This window comes from Methylohalobius crimeensis 10Ki, assembly GCF_000421465.1.
Lineage (GTDB): Bacteria > Pseudomonadota > Gammaproteobacteria > Methylococcales > Methylothermaceae > Methylohalobius > Methylohalobius crimeensis.
Genome location: NZ_ATXB01000001.1, coordinates 413456 through 428069 on the forward strand (window position 1 = coordinate 413456; position 14614 = coordinate 428069).

Below are 14614 nucleotides of genomic sequence, written 5' to 3' on the forward strand. Positions count from 1 at the left end.
TGCGAATGGTTCGGTTCGTCGTAGTGTCGTTCGCCGCCGCTATTAAGAAAAACCAACCCAACCCGAAAATAAGGAGAACTGCCATGACCGTTAAAAACGGTTTTTTCACATCCGTCAAACCCATAGTGGTTGTCGCAGCCTTGTCGGCGATCTCGACTTTCCATGATGCCGAAGCCACCGAAGGTGGCATGAGCCATTACGTTCCCGGCGCTTACAACGATTTCTTCATGAATTTGCAGGTCGATCCCGGTTTTTATTTCCGCGACGATCTCATGTATTACAACGCTCAATTCCCGAATGAAGTGACCTTGGGTAGGAATATCGTCGCCAATGCCGATCTGGCCATGTGGACCACTACCTTCAAATTGGTCTATGTCAGCGATTTTGAAATCCTTGGCGCGCGCTATGGAGCCGGCTTGTTTCTGCCGGTGGTGTTCGATGCCAAAGTGGAAGCCCGACTGGAAGCGGGGCCCTTCCTGGGAGGGAGATCATTTTCCATGCAAGGAGAGGACAACCGGGGTGGCGTGGGCGATCTGGTGATCCTGCCCCTGTCGCTCACCTGGAAATGGGGCGATTTCAATATCAATCTGAGCGAGGCGGTCTTCATGCCGAGCGGCTTTTACGATAAGGACGAAATCGTCAACCTGGGGCGCAATCACTGGTCCTTCGACACCATCGTGGGGCTGACTTGGCTCCATCCGACCCGCGGCCACGAAATCTCGTTCAACGTCGGTTTCATGAGCAACACCGTGAACGACGCCACTCAGTACCAGAGCGGTGACGAATTCCACCTGGATTACACCGTAGCCCAACACTTTTCCGAGGAATTCGGCGTCGGGGTCACCGGTTACTACTACAACCAGCTCAGCGATGACGAGGGGCCGCTGTTGGATCGATTGCAGCAGTTTGTGGATACGCGCAATCAGCGGCGACAGGCACTGGGACTGCCAGCGCTTTCGAATGTGGGAGGCTTCCAAGGGGAAGCCATTGGCATTGGCCCCATCGTCCGCTACAGTCCCAAATTCGGCGACAAACAGATCCATTTCATCGGCAAATGGATCCATGAATTCAACGTAGAAAACCGTTTCGAGGGCGAGATTGGCATGCTCTCGGTTGCGTTTGATTTTTGAGCTTCGATTTTCGATAGTCTCGCTGAGAGGTTCCGATAGCCCTGGGGATTGACAATCCATCCCCTCGGAAGGTCAAGTTTAGTGTTAGGATTCGCTTGTATCTCCGGTTTTTGGGAAGGTAGCTATGGGACGCTTTGGTTTTTGTTTAATCTTGATCGCTAAAGAAGTGTCGCTAGGACGAAGGAGGGAGCAGGTCGGTTCGATCCTTGTCGGAGCGATCCTGTTACTCTCCGGCTGTTCGTTGCCGGTTCGGAGACCCGCCGTTCCCTCGGCTTTGTCGAACAATGCCGAAGTAGTCGGCATGCCGGGAGTACGATATGTGGTCCGCGAAGAAATGCCGGAATTCACTCGAGACGCGATCGAAAGTTATTATCGGGAACGAGCCTATTTCGCCGAGCAAGGCCATGACGCCACCTTGCCTCCGGAGAGGGGTGTTGTGCGGCTGGACTGTGGGCCGGTACCCGTCCCGAATTCAAAGCGGTCACCGGGATCAGCACCGGCGCGTTGATCGCCCCGTTCGCTTTTCTGGGGCCGGAATACGATACCCAACTGAGAGAGGTTTATACCCAAACCGCTCCCAAGGACATTTTGGAAGCGCGCAATCAACGACCCGCACAAGGAGAACTTCGATACCGAGCACATGCGGAAACTGTTTCAGACCGGATTCGAGCTCGCCGCCGAGGGTTATCGTTGGGAGAAAGCGCCGCCGGGGCTGTGACGGGTTGCTAGCTGCGTTGCCCACTGGGTGGGGGTTCGAAAGAGCTGATGAAGGCGATGCGGAAATCATGAGCATCACCGATCGGGAGGTTCAAAATGGGAAATTCTGTCAATCGAAAGATCCATGGCATTTTCGGGCTGGTTCTGACTGTAATTCTCCTGGGAGGGTGCGCATCGACCAGGCAGGCGAGGGATGTCGAAGCGGCCGGTTTCCTGGGGGATTATTCGATGCTCCGGGAAGGGGGCAAGGGAGAGGCGCTTAGGGTCTACATCAACCCGAAATATGAACAGACCTGTAATTCCTATGACAAGGTTATGATCGATCCCGTCGCCATATGGGTTCGTGAAAACGATGGCTTGGCCGAGATTCCGTCCGAGGAACTGCAGAGACTGGTCAACTACCTGCACGGTTCGCTGGTGAGCGAATTGGGTCAATACTACCGGATCGTGCAGACGCTTCAACCGGGAACCTTACGGATCAGAGGGGCGATCACCGAGGCGGAGGGTTCCTGGGTGACACTGGATATGGTCTCGTCGTTTATGCCGCAGATGCTGGTGATGACTAAGCACAAGGAGTTGACGCCCGGAACCGTGAAATTCATCAGTACGGCCAGCGCCGAAGCCGAGATTGTGGATGCCGTGACCGGCGAACGGATTGCCGCGGCCGTCGACCGCCGAGTGGTGGACAAGGCGCCCGGCGGGGTTACCGACCGTTGGAACGAGGTAGAGACGATCTTCGACTTCTGGGCGAGACGATTGGCTTACCGGTTGGTGAACTGTGGTGCGATGCCGCCGGAGTAGAGGACAGCGTCCCCCCTGTAACAGCAGCAGGACCGCTATAACTCCATATATGGGCCGTTCAGCAATCCGGCTTCGATCCGTCCAGTCCGTCGGCCGGCAATTCCCCACTGGCAGAATAAAGTGAGAAAAAGATCCCATGTCGTTATAGAGGGATTTGAAAATTAGGTGCCAGTGGGGCTATTTTCAATTTGCGTTGACTTTCTTGGAGGCCAGAATTGCCTTCGGTTTGCCAGTAGGAACTCATTGATTGAGTGGTTTTGAGAAAAAATTGCGTATTTTTCAAAAAGGAGATGCTTATGACTAAGCTCGGTCTTGTAGTGGCGGCTATATGCCTTGCGAGCAGTCCGGCCTGGGCCGGTCAGGGGAAAGATAATATCGCCGGGGTGGCACGAGCCGACTTCGATTTGGAAACGTTAACGATACCTTGCGTCAAAGTGGAAAATTTGGACGATGACCTGGACGGAAAGTATTATGACGTAGAATTGGAGCGGCGAGGCAAATCATTCAATTTCGAACTCAAATTAGCTAAGCCGGAAGATTCGGCCTATTGTGAGAAAGTAAACAATTTCTCCAAATTCGAAGACGACGATTTCGACGATGAGGATTCTTCGGACGATGACGCCTCCACCTCGAGCGACACCTCCAAAATCTTCGTTTCTTGCGAGCGGGAGACGGATCGTTCCGAAGTCTCGGTCAATGCCAAGAATCTGGTTCCCGGAAACTATTCGGCGATGATCACCTCCGGCGCCAATACGGCCACCAGTTTCTCCATGCCTTCCGACGACGATGAAGTCGAATTCGACTTCGACAGCGATCCCGATGACATCATGGAAGGAGACAATGAAATCGGTCCCGATTTCATCCAGCAAGGGACGGTATCCGCCGAGATTTTCGATGCAGATAGCGAAACCGTCGTATCCGTTGACGCGGTAACGTGTGAAATCGATGACGACTCCTCGGACGACGACTCCTCGGATGACGACTCCTCGGATGACGACTCCTCGGATGACGACTCCTCGGATGACGACTCCTCCGCACCTTCGGCAAGCAAAGACAGAGGTCGTCCCTTTTAATCCTCTATATTGAGCGATTTCACATAATAAAAGCGCGCCGTAATGGCGCGCTTTTTGATTCCATCTTCGGCCTCAGTTAATAGAGCTTGTTTGGTTCTCCATCTCTCTTGAACGTGTTTGCTTCCAAAACGCGGATATGCGGCGCTCATTTGGAGTGTATCATTTAGCTTGTCAAGACCTCGCTTTCCCCGCGCTCACCCCCACGAATCAGGCTTAGAGCCATGATCCACGATCACCGCATCCCCTGAAAAAGGGCTTAACACATGGAGACTACCAAATTTTCGTCAATGGAAATCTTCGAACGACCATTTCCATTCCCTGACTGAGCATAAAAAAGCGCGCCCGAAGGCGCGCAAGTGGGAGTAAGCAAGGCGGGTGAATCAGTCCTTGTGGAACACGATTTTGCCGTCTTCCGCATCGGCGACGATGGTATCGCCCGGGCCGAATTTGCCCGCCAGGATTTCCATCGCCAACGGTTCCTCGATGAGGTGCTGGATCGCCCGGCGCAGGGGCCGCGCGCCGAAGACCGGGTCGTAGCCCCCCTCGGCGACGATGTCCAGCGCGCCTTCGGTGAGCTGCATGGCCATTTCCCGTTCCTCCAGACGCTGCTCCAGAAGGGCGATCTGCAGCCGGGCGATGCGATGAATGTGCTCCCGTCCCAGCGGGTGGAACACCACGATCTCGTCGATCCGGTTGACGAATTCCGGCCGGAAGTATTGATTGACGTAGCTCATGACCTCTTTTTTGATCACCGGATAGTCGGCCGATTCCTGTTCCAATTCCTGAATCCGGTCGGAGCCCAGATTGGAGGTCATGATCACCACCGTGTTGCGGAAATCCACCGTGCGCCCGTGACTGTCGGTGAGCCGCCCGTCGTCCAGGATCTGGAGCAGGATGTTGAACACGTCGGCGTGGGCCTTTTCCACCTCGTCGAACAGGATCACCGAGTAGGGCTTGCGCCGCACCGCTTCGGTCAGATAGCCGCCTTCCTCGTAGCCCACGTAGCCCGGCGGCGCCCCGATCAGGCGGGCGACGGCGTGCTTTTCCATGAATTCCGACATGTCGATGCGGATCATGGCGCGTTCGGTGTCGAACAGGAACTGGGCCAGGGCCTTGCACAGCTCGGTCTTGCCCACCCCGGTGGGACCGAGGAACAGGAACGATCCGGTGGGCCGGTTGGGATCGGACAGCCCCGCCCGCGACCGGCGGATGGCGTTGGCCACCGCGGTGACCGCCTCGTTCTGCCCCACCACCCGGCGATGGAGCTGATCTTCCAGGTGGAGCAGCTTCTGCTTCTCGCTTTCCAGCATCTTGGAGACCGGGATGCCGGTCCATTTGGAGACGATCTCGGCGATTTCCTCCTCGCCCACCTTGTTGCGGAGCAGCTTGAAGTCCTTTTGCTCGGCCTCCTGGGCGGATTTGAGCTGGCCTTCCAATTGCGGAATCATGCCGTATTGGATTTCCGCCATTCGCTGCAGGTCGCCGGCGCGCTTGGCGTTTTCCAGTTCCAGCCGGGCTTGGTCCAGCTTTTCCTTGATCGAGTGGGCGCCTTGTAGGGACGCTTTTTCCGCCTTCCAGATTTCCTCCAGCTCGGAGTATTCCCGCTCCAGCTTGTCGATCTCTTCCTCGAGCGTGTCCAGGCGCTTTTTGGAGCCCGGATCGGTCTCCTTCTTGAGCGCTTCGCGCTCGATCTTGAGCTGGATCAAGCGCCGATCCAGGCGGTCCATGGATTCCGGCTTGGAGTCGATTTCCATGCGGATCTTGGCCGCCGATTCGTCGATCAGGTCGATGGCCTTGTCCGGCAGCTTGCGGTCGGTGATGTAGCGATGGGACAGGTTGGCGGCGGCGATGATCGCCGAGTCGGTGATCTCCACCCCGTGATGGAGCTCGTAGCGTTCCTTGAGGCCGCGCAGGATGGCGATGGTGTCCTCCCGATTGGGTTCGTCTACGATGACCATCTGGAAGCGGCGTTCCAGGGCGGCGTCCTTTTCGATGTATTTGCGGTATTCGTCCAGGGTGGTGGCGCCGATGCAGTGGAGCTCGCCGCGCGCCAGGGCCGGCTTGAGCATGTTGCCGGCATCCACCGCCCCTTCCGCCTTGCCGGCGCCGACGATGGTGTGGATTTCGTCGATGAACAAAATCACCTTGCCTTCCGCCTTGGCGATGTCGTTGAGCACCGCCTTGAGGCGCTCCTCGAATTCGCCCCGGAACTTGGCCCCGGCGATCAGGGCGGCCATGTCCAAGGACAGAATCCGCTTGCCGCGCAGACCCTCGGGGACTTCGCCGTTGACGATGCGCTGGGCCAGTCCCTCCGCGATGGCGGTCTTGCCCACCCCGGGTTCGCCCACCAGGCAGGGATTGTTCTTGGTGCGCCGCTGCAGGATCTGAATGGTGCGGCGGATTTCCTCGTCGCGGCCGATGACCGGGTCGAGTTTGCCCTGTTCGGCGCGCTCGGTCAGGTCGATGGTGTATTTTTCCAGCGCCTGGCGCTGCTGTTCGGCGTCCTGGTCGGTGACATTCTCGCCGCCGCGGATCTCGTCGATGGCCTTCTCGATCAGACTGCGGGTGGCACCGGCCTTGTTCAGGGCCTCCGCCAAGGGGCCCTTGTCCTCCAGCGCCGCGAGCACGAATAGTTCGCTGGAGATGTAGGTGTCGCCGCGCTTCTGGGCGAGCTTGTCGGTCAGGTTCAGGATCCGCCCCAGGGCGTTGGAAACAACGACCTCGCCGCCGGTCCCTTCCACGGTGGGGAAGCGGTCGAGCTGCTTGCCCAGTTCGGTGCGCAGTTGATTGACGTTGGCGCCGGCCTTGGTCAGCAGCGGGCGCACGGTCCCGCCTTCCTGATCCAGGAGCGCGATCATTGCGTGTACCGGTTCGATGAACTGGTGGTCCTTGCCCAGTGCCAAGCTCTGCGCGTCGGACAGGGCTTCCTGGAATTGGGTGGTGAGTTTGTCCATTCGCATGGGTAAAGCCTTTTGTTTCGTGAGGAAAATGGTCGATTGCTTACCAATGTGGGGGTGGGGACGAATTATTTCAAGCGCGCCAGATCAAGCTCGCCATGCGGCCGCATACGCCGTCGCGGCGGTAGGAATAGAATCGCTGCCGGTCGCCGTGAGTGCAGAAGCGGCCGCCGTAGACGGCTTCGACGCCGTGGGATTGAAGGATCAGACGCGCCAGCAGGTAGAGATCGGCGAGGTATGTGATGCTCCGCCTTCCCAGGTTCCGATTTGTCTCTCCGGCGGGTCGGAAGGCGGCGGCGAAATCGGGATTGCGGTTGAGGAAGGCGTCTTTGACTTCCGCGCCCACCTCGAACGCCTCGGGGCCGATGGCCGGTCCGAGCCAGGCCATGGGAGGATGCCGCCACGGCGGGACGGCGAGGGCGTTGTCGACGATGCCGGCCAGGAGGCCGCGCCAGCCGGCGTGCACCGCGGCGCAGGCAGTGCCGTCGGTGAGCAGGATCGGCAGGCAGTCGGCGGTCAGAACGGCCAGGACGAGGTTCGGGCGGGAGGTGAATGCGGCATCGGCGGCGGGGGATAGAGTGTCGGGAGAGAGCCGCTCGGGAGACGCCGTCAACTTTCCCCCAACTGTCCCCTCTCCCCCATTGGGGGAGAGGGTTGGGGAGAGGGGGATACAAATATCCTCGGCCTTATCTCCTTCTTCCCGATCGACTCGGATAACCCGGTTCCCATGGACTTGCCTGAGCCAAACCGGTTCCGAGGGGAGGGCGAGCCGTTCCCGCAGAATCTGCCGGTTGCGGGCCACGCAATCGGGATCGTCGCCTACATGGTCGGCCAAGTTCCAGGAGGCGTAAGGGCCGCGGCTGATCCCGCCGGTGCGGAGGGTGACCGCGGCCCGGATCGAATCCGGGGCGGGCCAGTCGGCAGCGATGAAATTCATCCCGAGCGGGTGCGAATGACCTTGATCACCGCCAGCAGGATCAATACCCCCGCCACGATGCCTGCCATCAGAGGCAGATGGGCGATAAAGGCGTGGTAGATCCGATCCATGAAATGAAAAATGGATTCCAGGGTTTCGTCGTCCAGGTGCCACTGGCCGCCGTGGGCCAGGGCGGCCGGCGATGTGATCGATAACAAACCGATTGCCGATAGTTTGCGCATTTTGATGGATGAGAGGTTGAAAAAATTATTATGGAAAGTAACGATAAATGGCTTTGCGATGCAAAATACGCACAAAGATGACTCGAGTATCTATGATTGCAAGACCTATCCGATAGTTGCCGATTCGGATTCGATAGTAGCTGGAAAACCTTTAAGTTTTGTCAGATTTGGAATCTCATGCTTAGATGAGGCGTTTTGGGTCTCGTTAATCAGTTGCTTGACTCGGCGGCGAAGCGATGCATCTTGAATATGTTTCAAATCCTTGGCGAAACGGGATTCAAAAGCGACATCCATAAATTATTCCTCAAGGATTGCCCGGATTTTATCTTCGGATACAAATTCATCCCGGCGGCCTGCTTGGATTGCTTTTTCGAAAGCAACTTCTTCCAATGCTTCCAGTAAGACTTCTTGAAATTCAGGACGCCGCTCTTGCAATAGTTCAATTAAAGCTTCCTTAAGTAAGGTCTTGGTTTGTTCGGAATCAGGTAGCGTATCGGTAGCCATAGCTAGAATCTCCAACTGAATTCAGGGTTTTATCATACCTCTGTTCTCACGCAGAATGGCTAAAATGCGCTCAAAATCCTCCGGCAGCGGGCTCTCCCAGCCCAGTTCCTCGCCGGTTTCGGGATGGGTCAGGGAAAGCCTGGCGGCGTGCAGGGCCTGGCGCTTGAACCCGCGCAACGCTTCGATCAGTTCATCGCTCGCGCCGGGCGGCAGGCGAAGGCGGCCGTATTGCGGGTCGCCCACCAGCGGGTAGCGCAAGTAGGCCATGTGGACGCGGATCTGGTGGGTGCGGCCGGTTTCCAATTGCACCCGGATCAAGGTGTGATGGGGGAAGCGTTCGGCCACTCGATAATGGGTGATCGCCTCCTTGCCGCCCTCGACCACCGCGAACCGCTTGCGGTCCACCGGATGGCGGCCGATGGGGGCGTTCACGGTACCGCCGGCGGTCATGCGTCCCTGCACCAGCGCCAGATATTCCCGCTTCACCGTCCGGGCCTGAAGTTGATCCACCAGGCCTTTATGGGCCTTGAGGGATTTGGCCACCACGAGCAGGCCCGAGGTTTCCTTGTCCAGCCGATGGACGATCCCGGCGCGGGGCAGGCTGGCCAATTGCGGGGCGTGGTGGAGGAGGGCGTTTTGCAGGGTGCCGTCCCGGTGGCCGGCGGCGGGGTGAACCACCAAACCGGCGGGTTTGTTCAGAACGATCAAATGCTCGTCCTCGAAGACGATTGCCAAAGGAATCGCCTGGGGGAGGAATTCCCCCCGCGGCTCCTCCACGGCTTCCAACTCGATCCATTCGCCGCCCTGGAGTTTGTCCCGCGGCCGCAGCGCTTCGCCGTCGACCTTCACCCGCCCCTGCTTGACCCATTGCTGGAGACGGCTGCGGGAATAATCCGGAAAGAGCTGCGCCAGGGCCTGATCCAGGCGCAGGCCGGCCATGTCTTCGGGGACGGTGCGGGAGAGGAGGGAGGTTCGGGTGGTCATGGTTTCGGTGTTTCGGTTCAAAAGTCCGCCGGGCTGATCACCGGCGGCAAGCCCGGCTTATTGAGGACATGGGTGTAGATCATGGTGGTGGAGACGTCGGCGTGGCCGAGCAGCTCCTGCACGGTGCGAATGTCATAGCCGGCTTCCAGGAGATGGGTGGCGAACGAATGGCGCAAGGCGTGGCTGTTGACCCGCTTGGGGATGTCAGTCTTTTGCGCCGCCTTGTGGATGGCTTTTTGCAGGGTGTTTTCGTGGATGTGGTGGCGGCGCACTTGTCCCGAGCGCGGATCGCGGGCGAGCCGCGCCGAGGCGAAGACGTATTGCCAGCGCCAGTCGGTGGAGGCTTGGGGGTATTTGCGCGCCAAGGCATCGGGCAGATGGACGTGAACCGGCCCGGCGAGCCGGTCGGCCTCGAATTGGCGGCGGCGTTCGGCAAGATGGGCCTGCAAGTCTTCCTTGAAGCTCATCGGAAGCGGCACCACGCGGTCCTTGCGTCCCTTGCCGTCGCGCACCACGATCAGGGAGCGCTCGAAATCCACGTCCTGAACCCTTAATCGCACCAGTTCAAGCAGCCTCGTGCCGGTACCGTACATGAGCCCCGCCATCAACCGGTGGATTCCCTCGAGGGCGTCGAGCAGGCGCTTGATTTCCTCCCGGCTCAGCACGACCGGAATGCGGCGGGTTCGCTTGGCGGGCCGGAAACCTTCGGTGAGCGCGAATTCCCGTGCCAGTACGTGTTTGTAGAAGAAGCTCAGGGCATTGAGGGCTTGTCTCTGGGTGCTCTGGGAGATCCGCCGTTCCACTGTCAGATGGGAGAGAAAGGTTCCGGCATCCCCCGAGTCCAATTCCGCCGGCGGCTTGCCCGCAAAAGCCAGAAAGCGCATCACCCAGTCGCGGTAGGCGTTTTCGGTGCGGATGGAATAGTGCTGGCTGCGCAGGAGGCGCACCGTCTTCGTCACCGCCGCCTCGCCGTCGGAATCCAGGGATTTGGTCCGGCTGTTCTTTTGGATCAGGGCCTCAGGCGGAGATTCCTTCGCCAGGGTGGGGTGGTTCGCGGGCAAGGTTTCCAGCCCCGCCTCCCCCCAATAGTTCCAGTCCACCTCCATGGCCTGGGTGTTTCGGACGAGATCGACCAGCAGCAGGCGGATGGCATCGACTTTCTGTCTGATCTGCCAGCCCGGCATTTGTGTTTGACGAGTCAGGTTTTGCAGGTAGTTGCAGATATCCTCTCTGTTCAACTTCCGGAGGCTCTTTCCCGGAAAAGCGGCCAGCAACTCTTCGACATGGCGCACGTACCAGCGCCGGTAATGCTCGGGGACTCCCTGGCGGCTTAGCAGATCAAGGTAGCGTTGCCAGTTGGAGGGGCGGTAGGTCTCTGGGTTTGGAGTTGTCGATGAGTTTTTACGTATGATATTTTTACCCATAAAACTCATATTAGATGAATAGGCAGAATCTGTCTATTGCCCTAATTAGAGATTTCTGTCTATTGAACTGTTATGCCCTAGGAAGATGACTATGGATATCGAAGCCTATATTGAAGAAGAGCAGGAGTGGCTTGGTGATTGGCCCAAGGAGCCAGAAGACCGATATGGTAATCGACAATATTTCACTTTGGCAAAGGAACTGGTGGAAAACGTTCGTAATCGCTCTATTTGTAATGGAACTAGACCAGCAGACTATTGGAAGAAGATCACGGAAGCCCGGGAAATTTTTGATGATCTTCGTACCTGGTTAAATTACGAAGACAACATGACTGAAAAGCAGAAGGAAGAATTCAGCGAGCAAACATTTTGGCTTCATAAGGAGATTTATCAAGGAGGTCTTCTCAATAAGAAACAGGAAGTGTGGCCAATCGCAAGAGATGAACTGATTTCTGATACCGTACGTTATCTTCAAACACCTTTAATGTGGTCGGATAGATTGGACTATTTGTTAACAGATGCGCTGCTATATGCAGAAGTATCTGCGTACCGTGAAAGCTTGCTGTCAAAAGAGCGCTTTCCTGAGATTTATGGAACGAAGCTTAGTACAGGACAAAATCTGTAACCTACTGATAGTATGGGGATCATTTGATGATTTTCACCCTATCCTTGATATGAATGATTCCGTTTCTGCGCTTCGGGCCGTATTGGCTGAGCATCTCCCCTGGCATGGTGCCCGCTTGAACTTTCTGGCTCAGTTTCTGTTGGCCTTGTTCCAGGTACGCAGCGTCAATCTGGCCGAATTGGCCACGGCTTTCCGTGGCAAGGCGCAAGTGGCTTCGCACTATAAGCGTTTGCAGCGGTTCTTTCGGGGCTTTACGATCAACTATGACGTGCTGGCGCGGCTGCTGGTGCATTTGTTTGCGGTGGGTGAAGGGCCGTGGTATCTGACCTTGGATCGTACCAATTGGAAATTGGGTAAGATCGAAATCAATTTTCTGGTGTTGGGCATTGCCCAGAAGGGGATGGCCTTGCCGGTGCTGTGGACGGTGTTGGGCAAAGCGGGCAATTCTCATACCGACCAGCGCATCGAATTGATGCAACGCTTTCTGGCGAACTTTGGTAAAACCCGCATCCGGGCGCTGTTGGCCGATCGAGAGTTTGTCGGTCAAAAATGGTTTACCTGGCTTCAGACCCAGGGCATTCCCTTTCATATTCGGATCAAGGAAAACACCCGAATTCCCAACACCTGGAATCGCGCCACCCCAGCCTGGCTGTTCTTTAGATCGCTTAGGCCCGGACAGATGCGTCACTTGGAAGGGCGTCGACCGGTCTGGGACTGCTTTATTCATATATCGGCTTTGCGGCTGGCCGATAACGAACTTTTGATCGTGGCAACTCACGGTGCGCCCCAGAGCGAGGCGTTCACCGCCTATGGGCAGCGTTGGGAAATCGAAACCCTGTTCGGCGCCTTGAAGTCCCGCGGCTTCAATTTGGAGGACACCCATCTGACTCATCCCGACCGCCTCAGCAAACTGCTGGCGCTTTTGGCGCTCGCCTTTGCTTGGAGTTGGCGTACCGGTGAGGTACTGACTGAACAAAAGCCCATTGAGGTAAAAAAACGCTCCAGCGACCGGTCAAGTCCGTCTTCCGACATGGCCTCGATTTCATCCGCAATCTCCTCTTCAACCTCTTCGATCGATGGACGGATTTTCTATGGCTATTGAAGTTTTTTGTCCCGTACTGAGGGAACGAAGTGGAAAAACTTTTTCAGGGTCGCCATCTTTATAGTTAAGTGGTTAGCAATATCATCTGCTCTACTAATTTCATATCAAGAAAGCAGAGATGTATTTATTTTGATCGGGATAGCAGTTATTGCATATCAGTCGGTGAAAGCAGTTAAGGCTACTACGGAAAATAAGGAGTGGGATTTGTATGCAGAGATGGTGGGTGTCTATCAGCACTGTGCCTACAAGAATTATAACGCCTCCGTTATATGGGACATGTGTAAGAAAGTGCGTGACAAAGGTGCTGTATTTGATGGCGTTATGTATGACTTACTTGAAAAACAAATTAAAAAGGCATAACAACAGCTTTAACCCGGACGCATTTTCCGCTCGCTACAAATGCGCCTGTTAAGCTGGACGTTAGGTACGTAAATACTATATAGGGCGTCATAATGAAAAACGTAATCTTGATATCACTCGCAGTTTTCGTAGTAAGCTTCGCTGTATCCTTTTTGCCACGATATTTTAACGAACAAAATACCATACATGAATTAAAAGATGTTCGCTCGAAACAGCAGATAGAAGCTAAACGGCGATTAAGAGATCTTGAGTACAGATACGAGTCGGTGCTCCCACCCATCAGCAAGCAAATGGATGAGATTGAGAGGCTTAAGAATAGTGTGGGAGAAAAAAATGCAGTAATTTTAGACGTCGCATCAGCTCGACTTTCCCCATTATGCGGCATAGCACATTATCTCGATACAGCGGGTCAGTAATGGGTTGGGATTTTTTTCCACGTCGGTGGCTGGCGGCGACCTGGAAAAAAGGTGTGCACTCCACAGGTGACGGCGTACCAAGGCCAACGCATCGATAAAGGTCGGGTGAGTTTTGCGATACCAGGCAGCGGTACGCACCGGCATCGCCTGGTTGGCGACCAGCCGATCGGCCATGAGGGTGACCAGGGAGAACAAGCCGAGCAGGATGGGCGTGGTCCGGGCGATCGCCCGCCTTGACCATTGGCGCTGCGTTTCCAGTCCCAAGTGGGCACGGGTTTCTTCGAAGGTGACCTCGACCTGCCAACGGCGGATAAACCACTGGACGATCTCTGTCGGCGCGGCCTTCGGATCCGTGCACAACAGCGCTTGGGCCTGGAAGCGCTGGAGCGGATCGCGGATCAGCACCCAACGGAGCGGTACGGGCGGTTTGCCCGCGTGGTACCACACCGCCGTGCCCGAGGCGATTTCCACCGGGCGGTCGGATTCGCCATACCACCGCGCAACGGTCAAGCGTTGCCAACGGGTCGCCGGGTCGGCGGCCACTTGCGCCAGCGTGGGGAGCCGTTTCCCCTTTTTGCGCGGTCGTCCAGAGCGGCCCGGTCGCGGCGGCGGGGCCGGTTCGTACAACGCCGCATCCAACCGCAGCCGGGTCACGACACTGAACCGGTCCCCAGTGACGGCCGCCAAAAGATCCAAGGCCGCAAAGCTCTGATCGGCGACCACCACGATCGAGCGGGTGGGCAACCAGCGCCGGACCATCCGCAAGAGCTGCCGGGCCCGCTCGGTCAAGGATCGATGCGCACGCCGATAGCGCCGATAGTAGCGCTCCGAGGGGCATAGCGAGGTCAGAAAAGGAAGCGCCCAAACCCGATGGGCCCAAGGGATCGGCACCAACAGCATCAGGCTCAACCAGCGCAGGCCGCTGGCTTTCACAAAATGCCCCCGGCTGGAGCGGACCGGGTCCCGGTAGATCCCCCGAGCACCAATCTTGCGCCCCCACCGTCGCTCAATCGTGTCATCCAATCCCATCACCAAGGGTCCCTGCCAGGCAAACGCCTGGATTAACAGCCCCAACAACAGGCGACTGCTGGCCAGCCCAGACCACCGCGCCCGGCTGAGCACCCGATGGTAGTTCTTGAACCGTCGCTCCTCGCCGAGCCCCATCACCCGAAGCACTGCCGCCACCGTGCGTCGACCAGGCGTGAGGATCGCACCTATCAGTAACACTTGCGCCCGTTGCCATACCCTTTTGCTGAACAGCGGTGCAAACACCTTTATAATCGACAAGACGTCGGGAGGTAATCCGCCCATCTGAAGAACCTCTTTTTGGTCGAAGATGATTCTTCATAGGTGGTTATCTCCCGGC

14 protein-coding genes are annotated in these 14614 nt (G+C 56.9%); 6 read left to right on the top strand and 8 right to left on the bottom strand.

Annotated elements, in window-relative coordinates:
- The first annotated feature begins 83 nt into the window (after nt 1–83).
- The 3 genes from H035_RS0102215 to H035_RS21925 all read left to right on the top strand — a co-directional run bounded on the left by H035_RS0102215 (nt 84) and on the right by H035_RS21925 (nt 3721).
- Nucleotides 84–1130 (top strand): SphA family protein, encoded by a 1047-nt coding sequence (locus tag H035_RS0102215; protein ID WP_022947382.1) that lies wholly within the window; start codon nt 84–86, stop codon nt 1128–1130.
- An 813-nt stretch (nt 1131–1943) separates the two neighbouring features.
- Nucleotides 1944–2648, top strand: a complete 705-nt coding sequence (locus H035_RS0102220; RefSeq protein ID WP_022947383.1) for a DUF3313 domain-containing protein — start codon at nt 1944–1946, stop codon at nt 2646–2648.
- A gap of 296 nt (nt 2649–2944) precedes the next feature.
- The gene (locus H035_RS21925; RefSeq protein ID WP_022947384.1) at nt 2945–3721 is read left to right on the top strand and encodes a hypothetical protein; all 777 of its coding nucleotides are present in this window, start codon (nt 2945–2947) and stop codon (nt 3719–3721) included.
- A gap of 380 nt (nt 3722–4101) precedes the next feature.
- Here the strand turns inward: H035_RS21925 and clpB are convergent, their stop codons facing one another.
- The 7 genes from clpB to H035_RS0102260 all read right to left on the bottom strand — a co-directional run bounded on the left by clpB (nt 4102) and on the right by H035_RS0102260 (nt 10748).
- Nucleotides 4102–6681, bottom strand: coding sequence for an ATP-dependent chaperone ClpB (clpB, locus tag H035_RS0102235; RefSeq protein ID WP_022947385.1), 2580 nt, complete (start codon nt 6679–6681; stop codon nt 4102–4104).
- Between the two features lie 70 nt (nt 6682–6751).
- Nucleotides 6752–7615 carry a peptidoglycan editing factor PgeF gene (gene pgeF, locus H035_RS0102240; protein WP_022947386.1) on the bottom strand — a complete coding sequence of 288 codons (864 nt, stop codon included), beginning with the start codon at nt 7613–7615 and terminating at the stop codon, nt 6752–6754.
- Nucleotides 7612–7812, bottom strand: coding sequence for a hypothetical protein (locus H035_RS0102245; RefSeq protein ID WP_152485947.1), 201 nt, complete (start codon nt 7810–7812; stop codon nt 7612–7614). The genes pgeF and H035_RS0102245 overlap by 4 nt, the downstream gene beginning before the upstream one ends.
- Before the next feature lie 129 nt (nt 7813–7941).
- The gene (locus tag H035_RS21170; RefSeq protein ID WP_200861520.1) at nt 7942–8130 is read right to left on the bottom strand and encodes a hypothetical protein; all 189 of its coding nucleotides are present in this window, start codon (nt 8128–8130) and stop codon (nt 7942–7944) included.
- A 3-nt stretch (nt 8131–8133) separates the two neighbouring features.
- Complete coding sequence (locus H035_RS21175) at nt 8134–8340, bottom strand: hypothetical protein (RefSeq protein WP_084684800.1); 207 nt, start codon at nt 8338–8340, stop codon at nt 8134–8136.
- A 21-nt stretch (nt 8341–8361) separates the two neighbouring features.
- Nucleotides 8362–9324 (bottom strand): 23S rRNA pseudouridine(1911/1915/1917) synthase RluD, encoded by a 963-nt coding sequence (gene rluD / locus H035_RS0102255; RefSeq protein ID WP_026596177.1) that lies wholly within the window; start codon nt 9322–9324, stop codon nt 8362–8364.
- A gap of 17 nt (nt 9325–9341) precedes the next feature.
- Nucleotides 9342–10748, bottom strand: coding sequence for an integron integrase (locus H035_RS0102260; RefSeq protein WP_084684801.1), 1407 nt, complete (start codon nt 10746–10748; stop codon nt 9342–9344).
- A 91-nt stretch (nt 10749–10839) separates the two neighbouring features.
- On the opposite strand from H035_RS0102260, the gene H035_RS21705 reads away from it, so the two are divergent.
- From H035_RS21705 to H035_RS0102275, 3 genes are read left to right on the top strand one after another with little or no spacing between them, the layout of a single operon-like run.
- Complete coding sequence (locus tag H035_RS21705) at nt 10840–11370, top strand: hypothetical protein (RefSeq protein ID WP_022947391.1); 531 nt, start codon at nt 10840–10842, stop codon at nt 11368–11370.
- 49 nt (nt 11371–11419) lie between these two features.
- Nucleotides 11420–12472, top strand: coding sequence for an IS4 family transposase (locus H035_RS17830; RefSeq protein WP_084684842.1), 1053 nt, complete (start codon nt 11420–11422; stop codon nt 12470–12472).
- Nucleotides 12473–12478: 6 nt separating this feature from the next.
- Nucleotides 12479–12832: a hypothetical protein gene (locus tag H035_RS0102275; protein ID WP_022947392.1), complete on the top strand. Its 354-nt coding sequence runs from the start codon at nt 12479–12481 to the stop codon at nt 12830–12832.
- Between the two features lie 374 nt (nt 12833–13206).
- Here the strand turns inward: H035_RS0102275 and H035_RS0102280 are convergent, their stop codons facing one another.
- On the bottom strand, nt 13207–14559 hold the full coding sequence (locus H035_RS0102280) for an IS701 family transposase (protein ID WP_026596123.1): 1353 nt from the start codon (nt 14557–14559) through the stop codon (nt 13207–13209).
- Nucleotides 14560–14614 lie beyond the last annotated feature (55 nt).

Excerpts from the sequence above, each read along its gene's own strand:
- H035_RS21925 (WP_022947384.1), top strand. The coding sequence starts at position 2,945 with ATGACTAAGCTCGGTCTTGTAGTGGCGGCTATATGCCTTGCGAGCAGT.
- clpB (WP_022947385.1), bottom strand. The coding sequence starts at position 6,681 with ATGCGAATGGACAAACTCACCACCCAATTCCAGGAAGCCCTGTCCGAC.
- H035_RS17830 (WP_084684842.1), top strand. The coding sequence starts at position 11,420 with ATGAATGATTCCGTTTCTGCGCTTCGGGCCGTATTGGCTGAGCATCTC.
- H035_RS21170 (WP_200861520.1), bottom strand. The coding sequence starts at position 8,130 with ATGGATGTCGCTTTTGAATCCCGTTTCGCCAAGGATTTGAAACATATT.
- rluD (WP_026596177.1), bottom strand. The coding sequence starts at position 9,324 with ATGACCACCCGAACCTCCCTCCTCTCCCGCACCGTCCCCGAAGACATG.
- H035_RS0102215 (WP_022947382.1), top strand. The coding sequence starts at position 84 with ATGACCGTTAAAAACGGTTTTTTCACATCCGTCAAACCCATAGTGGTT.
- H035_RS0102280 (WP_026596123.1), bottom strand. The coding sequence starts at position 14,559 with ATGGGCGGATTACCTCCCGACGTCTTGTCGATTATAAAGGTGTTTGCA.
- H035_RS21175 (WP_084684800.1), bottom strand. The coding sequence starts at position 8,340 with ATGGCTACCGATACGCTACCTGATTCCGAACAAACCAAGACCTTACTT.
- H035_RS0102260 (WP_084684801.1), bottom strand. The coding sequence starts at position 10,748 with ATGGGTAAAAATATCATACGTAAAAACTCATCGACAACTCCAAACCCA.
- H035_RS21705 (WP_022947391.1), top strand. The coding sequence starts at position 10,840 with ATGGATATCGAAGCCTATATTGAAGAAGAGCAGGAGTGGCTTGGTGAT.
- pgeF (WP_022947386.1), bottom strand. The coding sequence starts at position 7,615 with ATGAATTTCATCGCTGCCGACTGGCCCGCCCCGGATTCGATCCGGGCC.
- H035_RS0102220 (WP_022947383.1), top strand. The coding sequence starts at position 1,944 with ATGGGAAATTCTGTCAATCGAAAGATCCATGGCATTTTCGGGCTGGTT.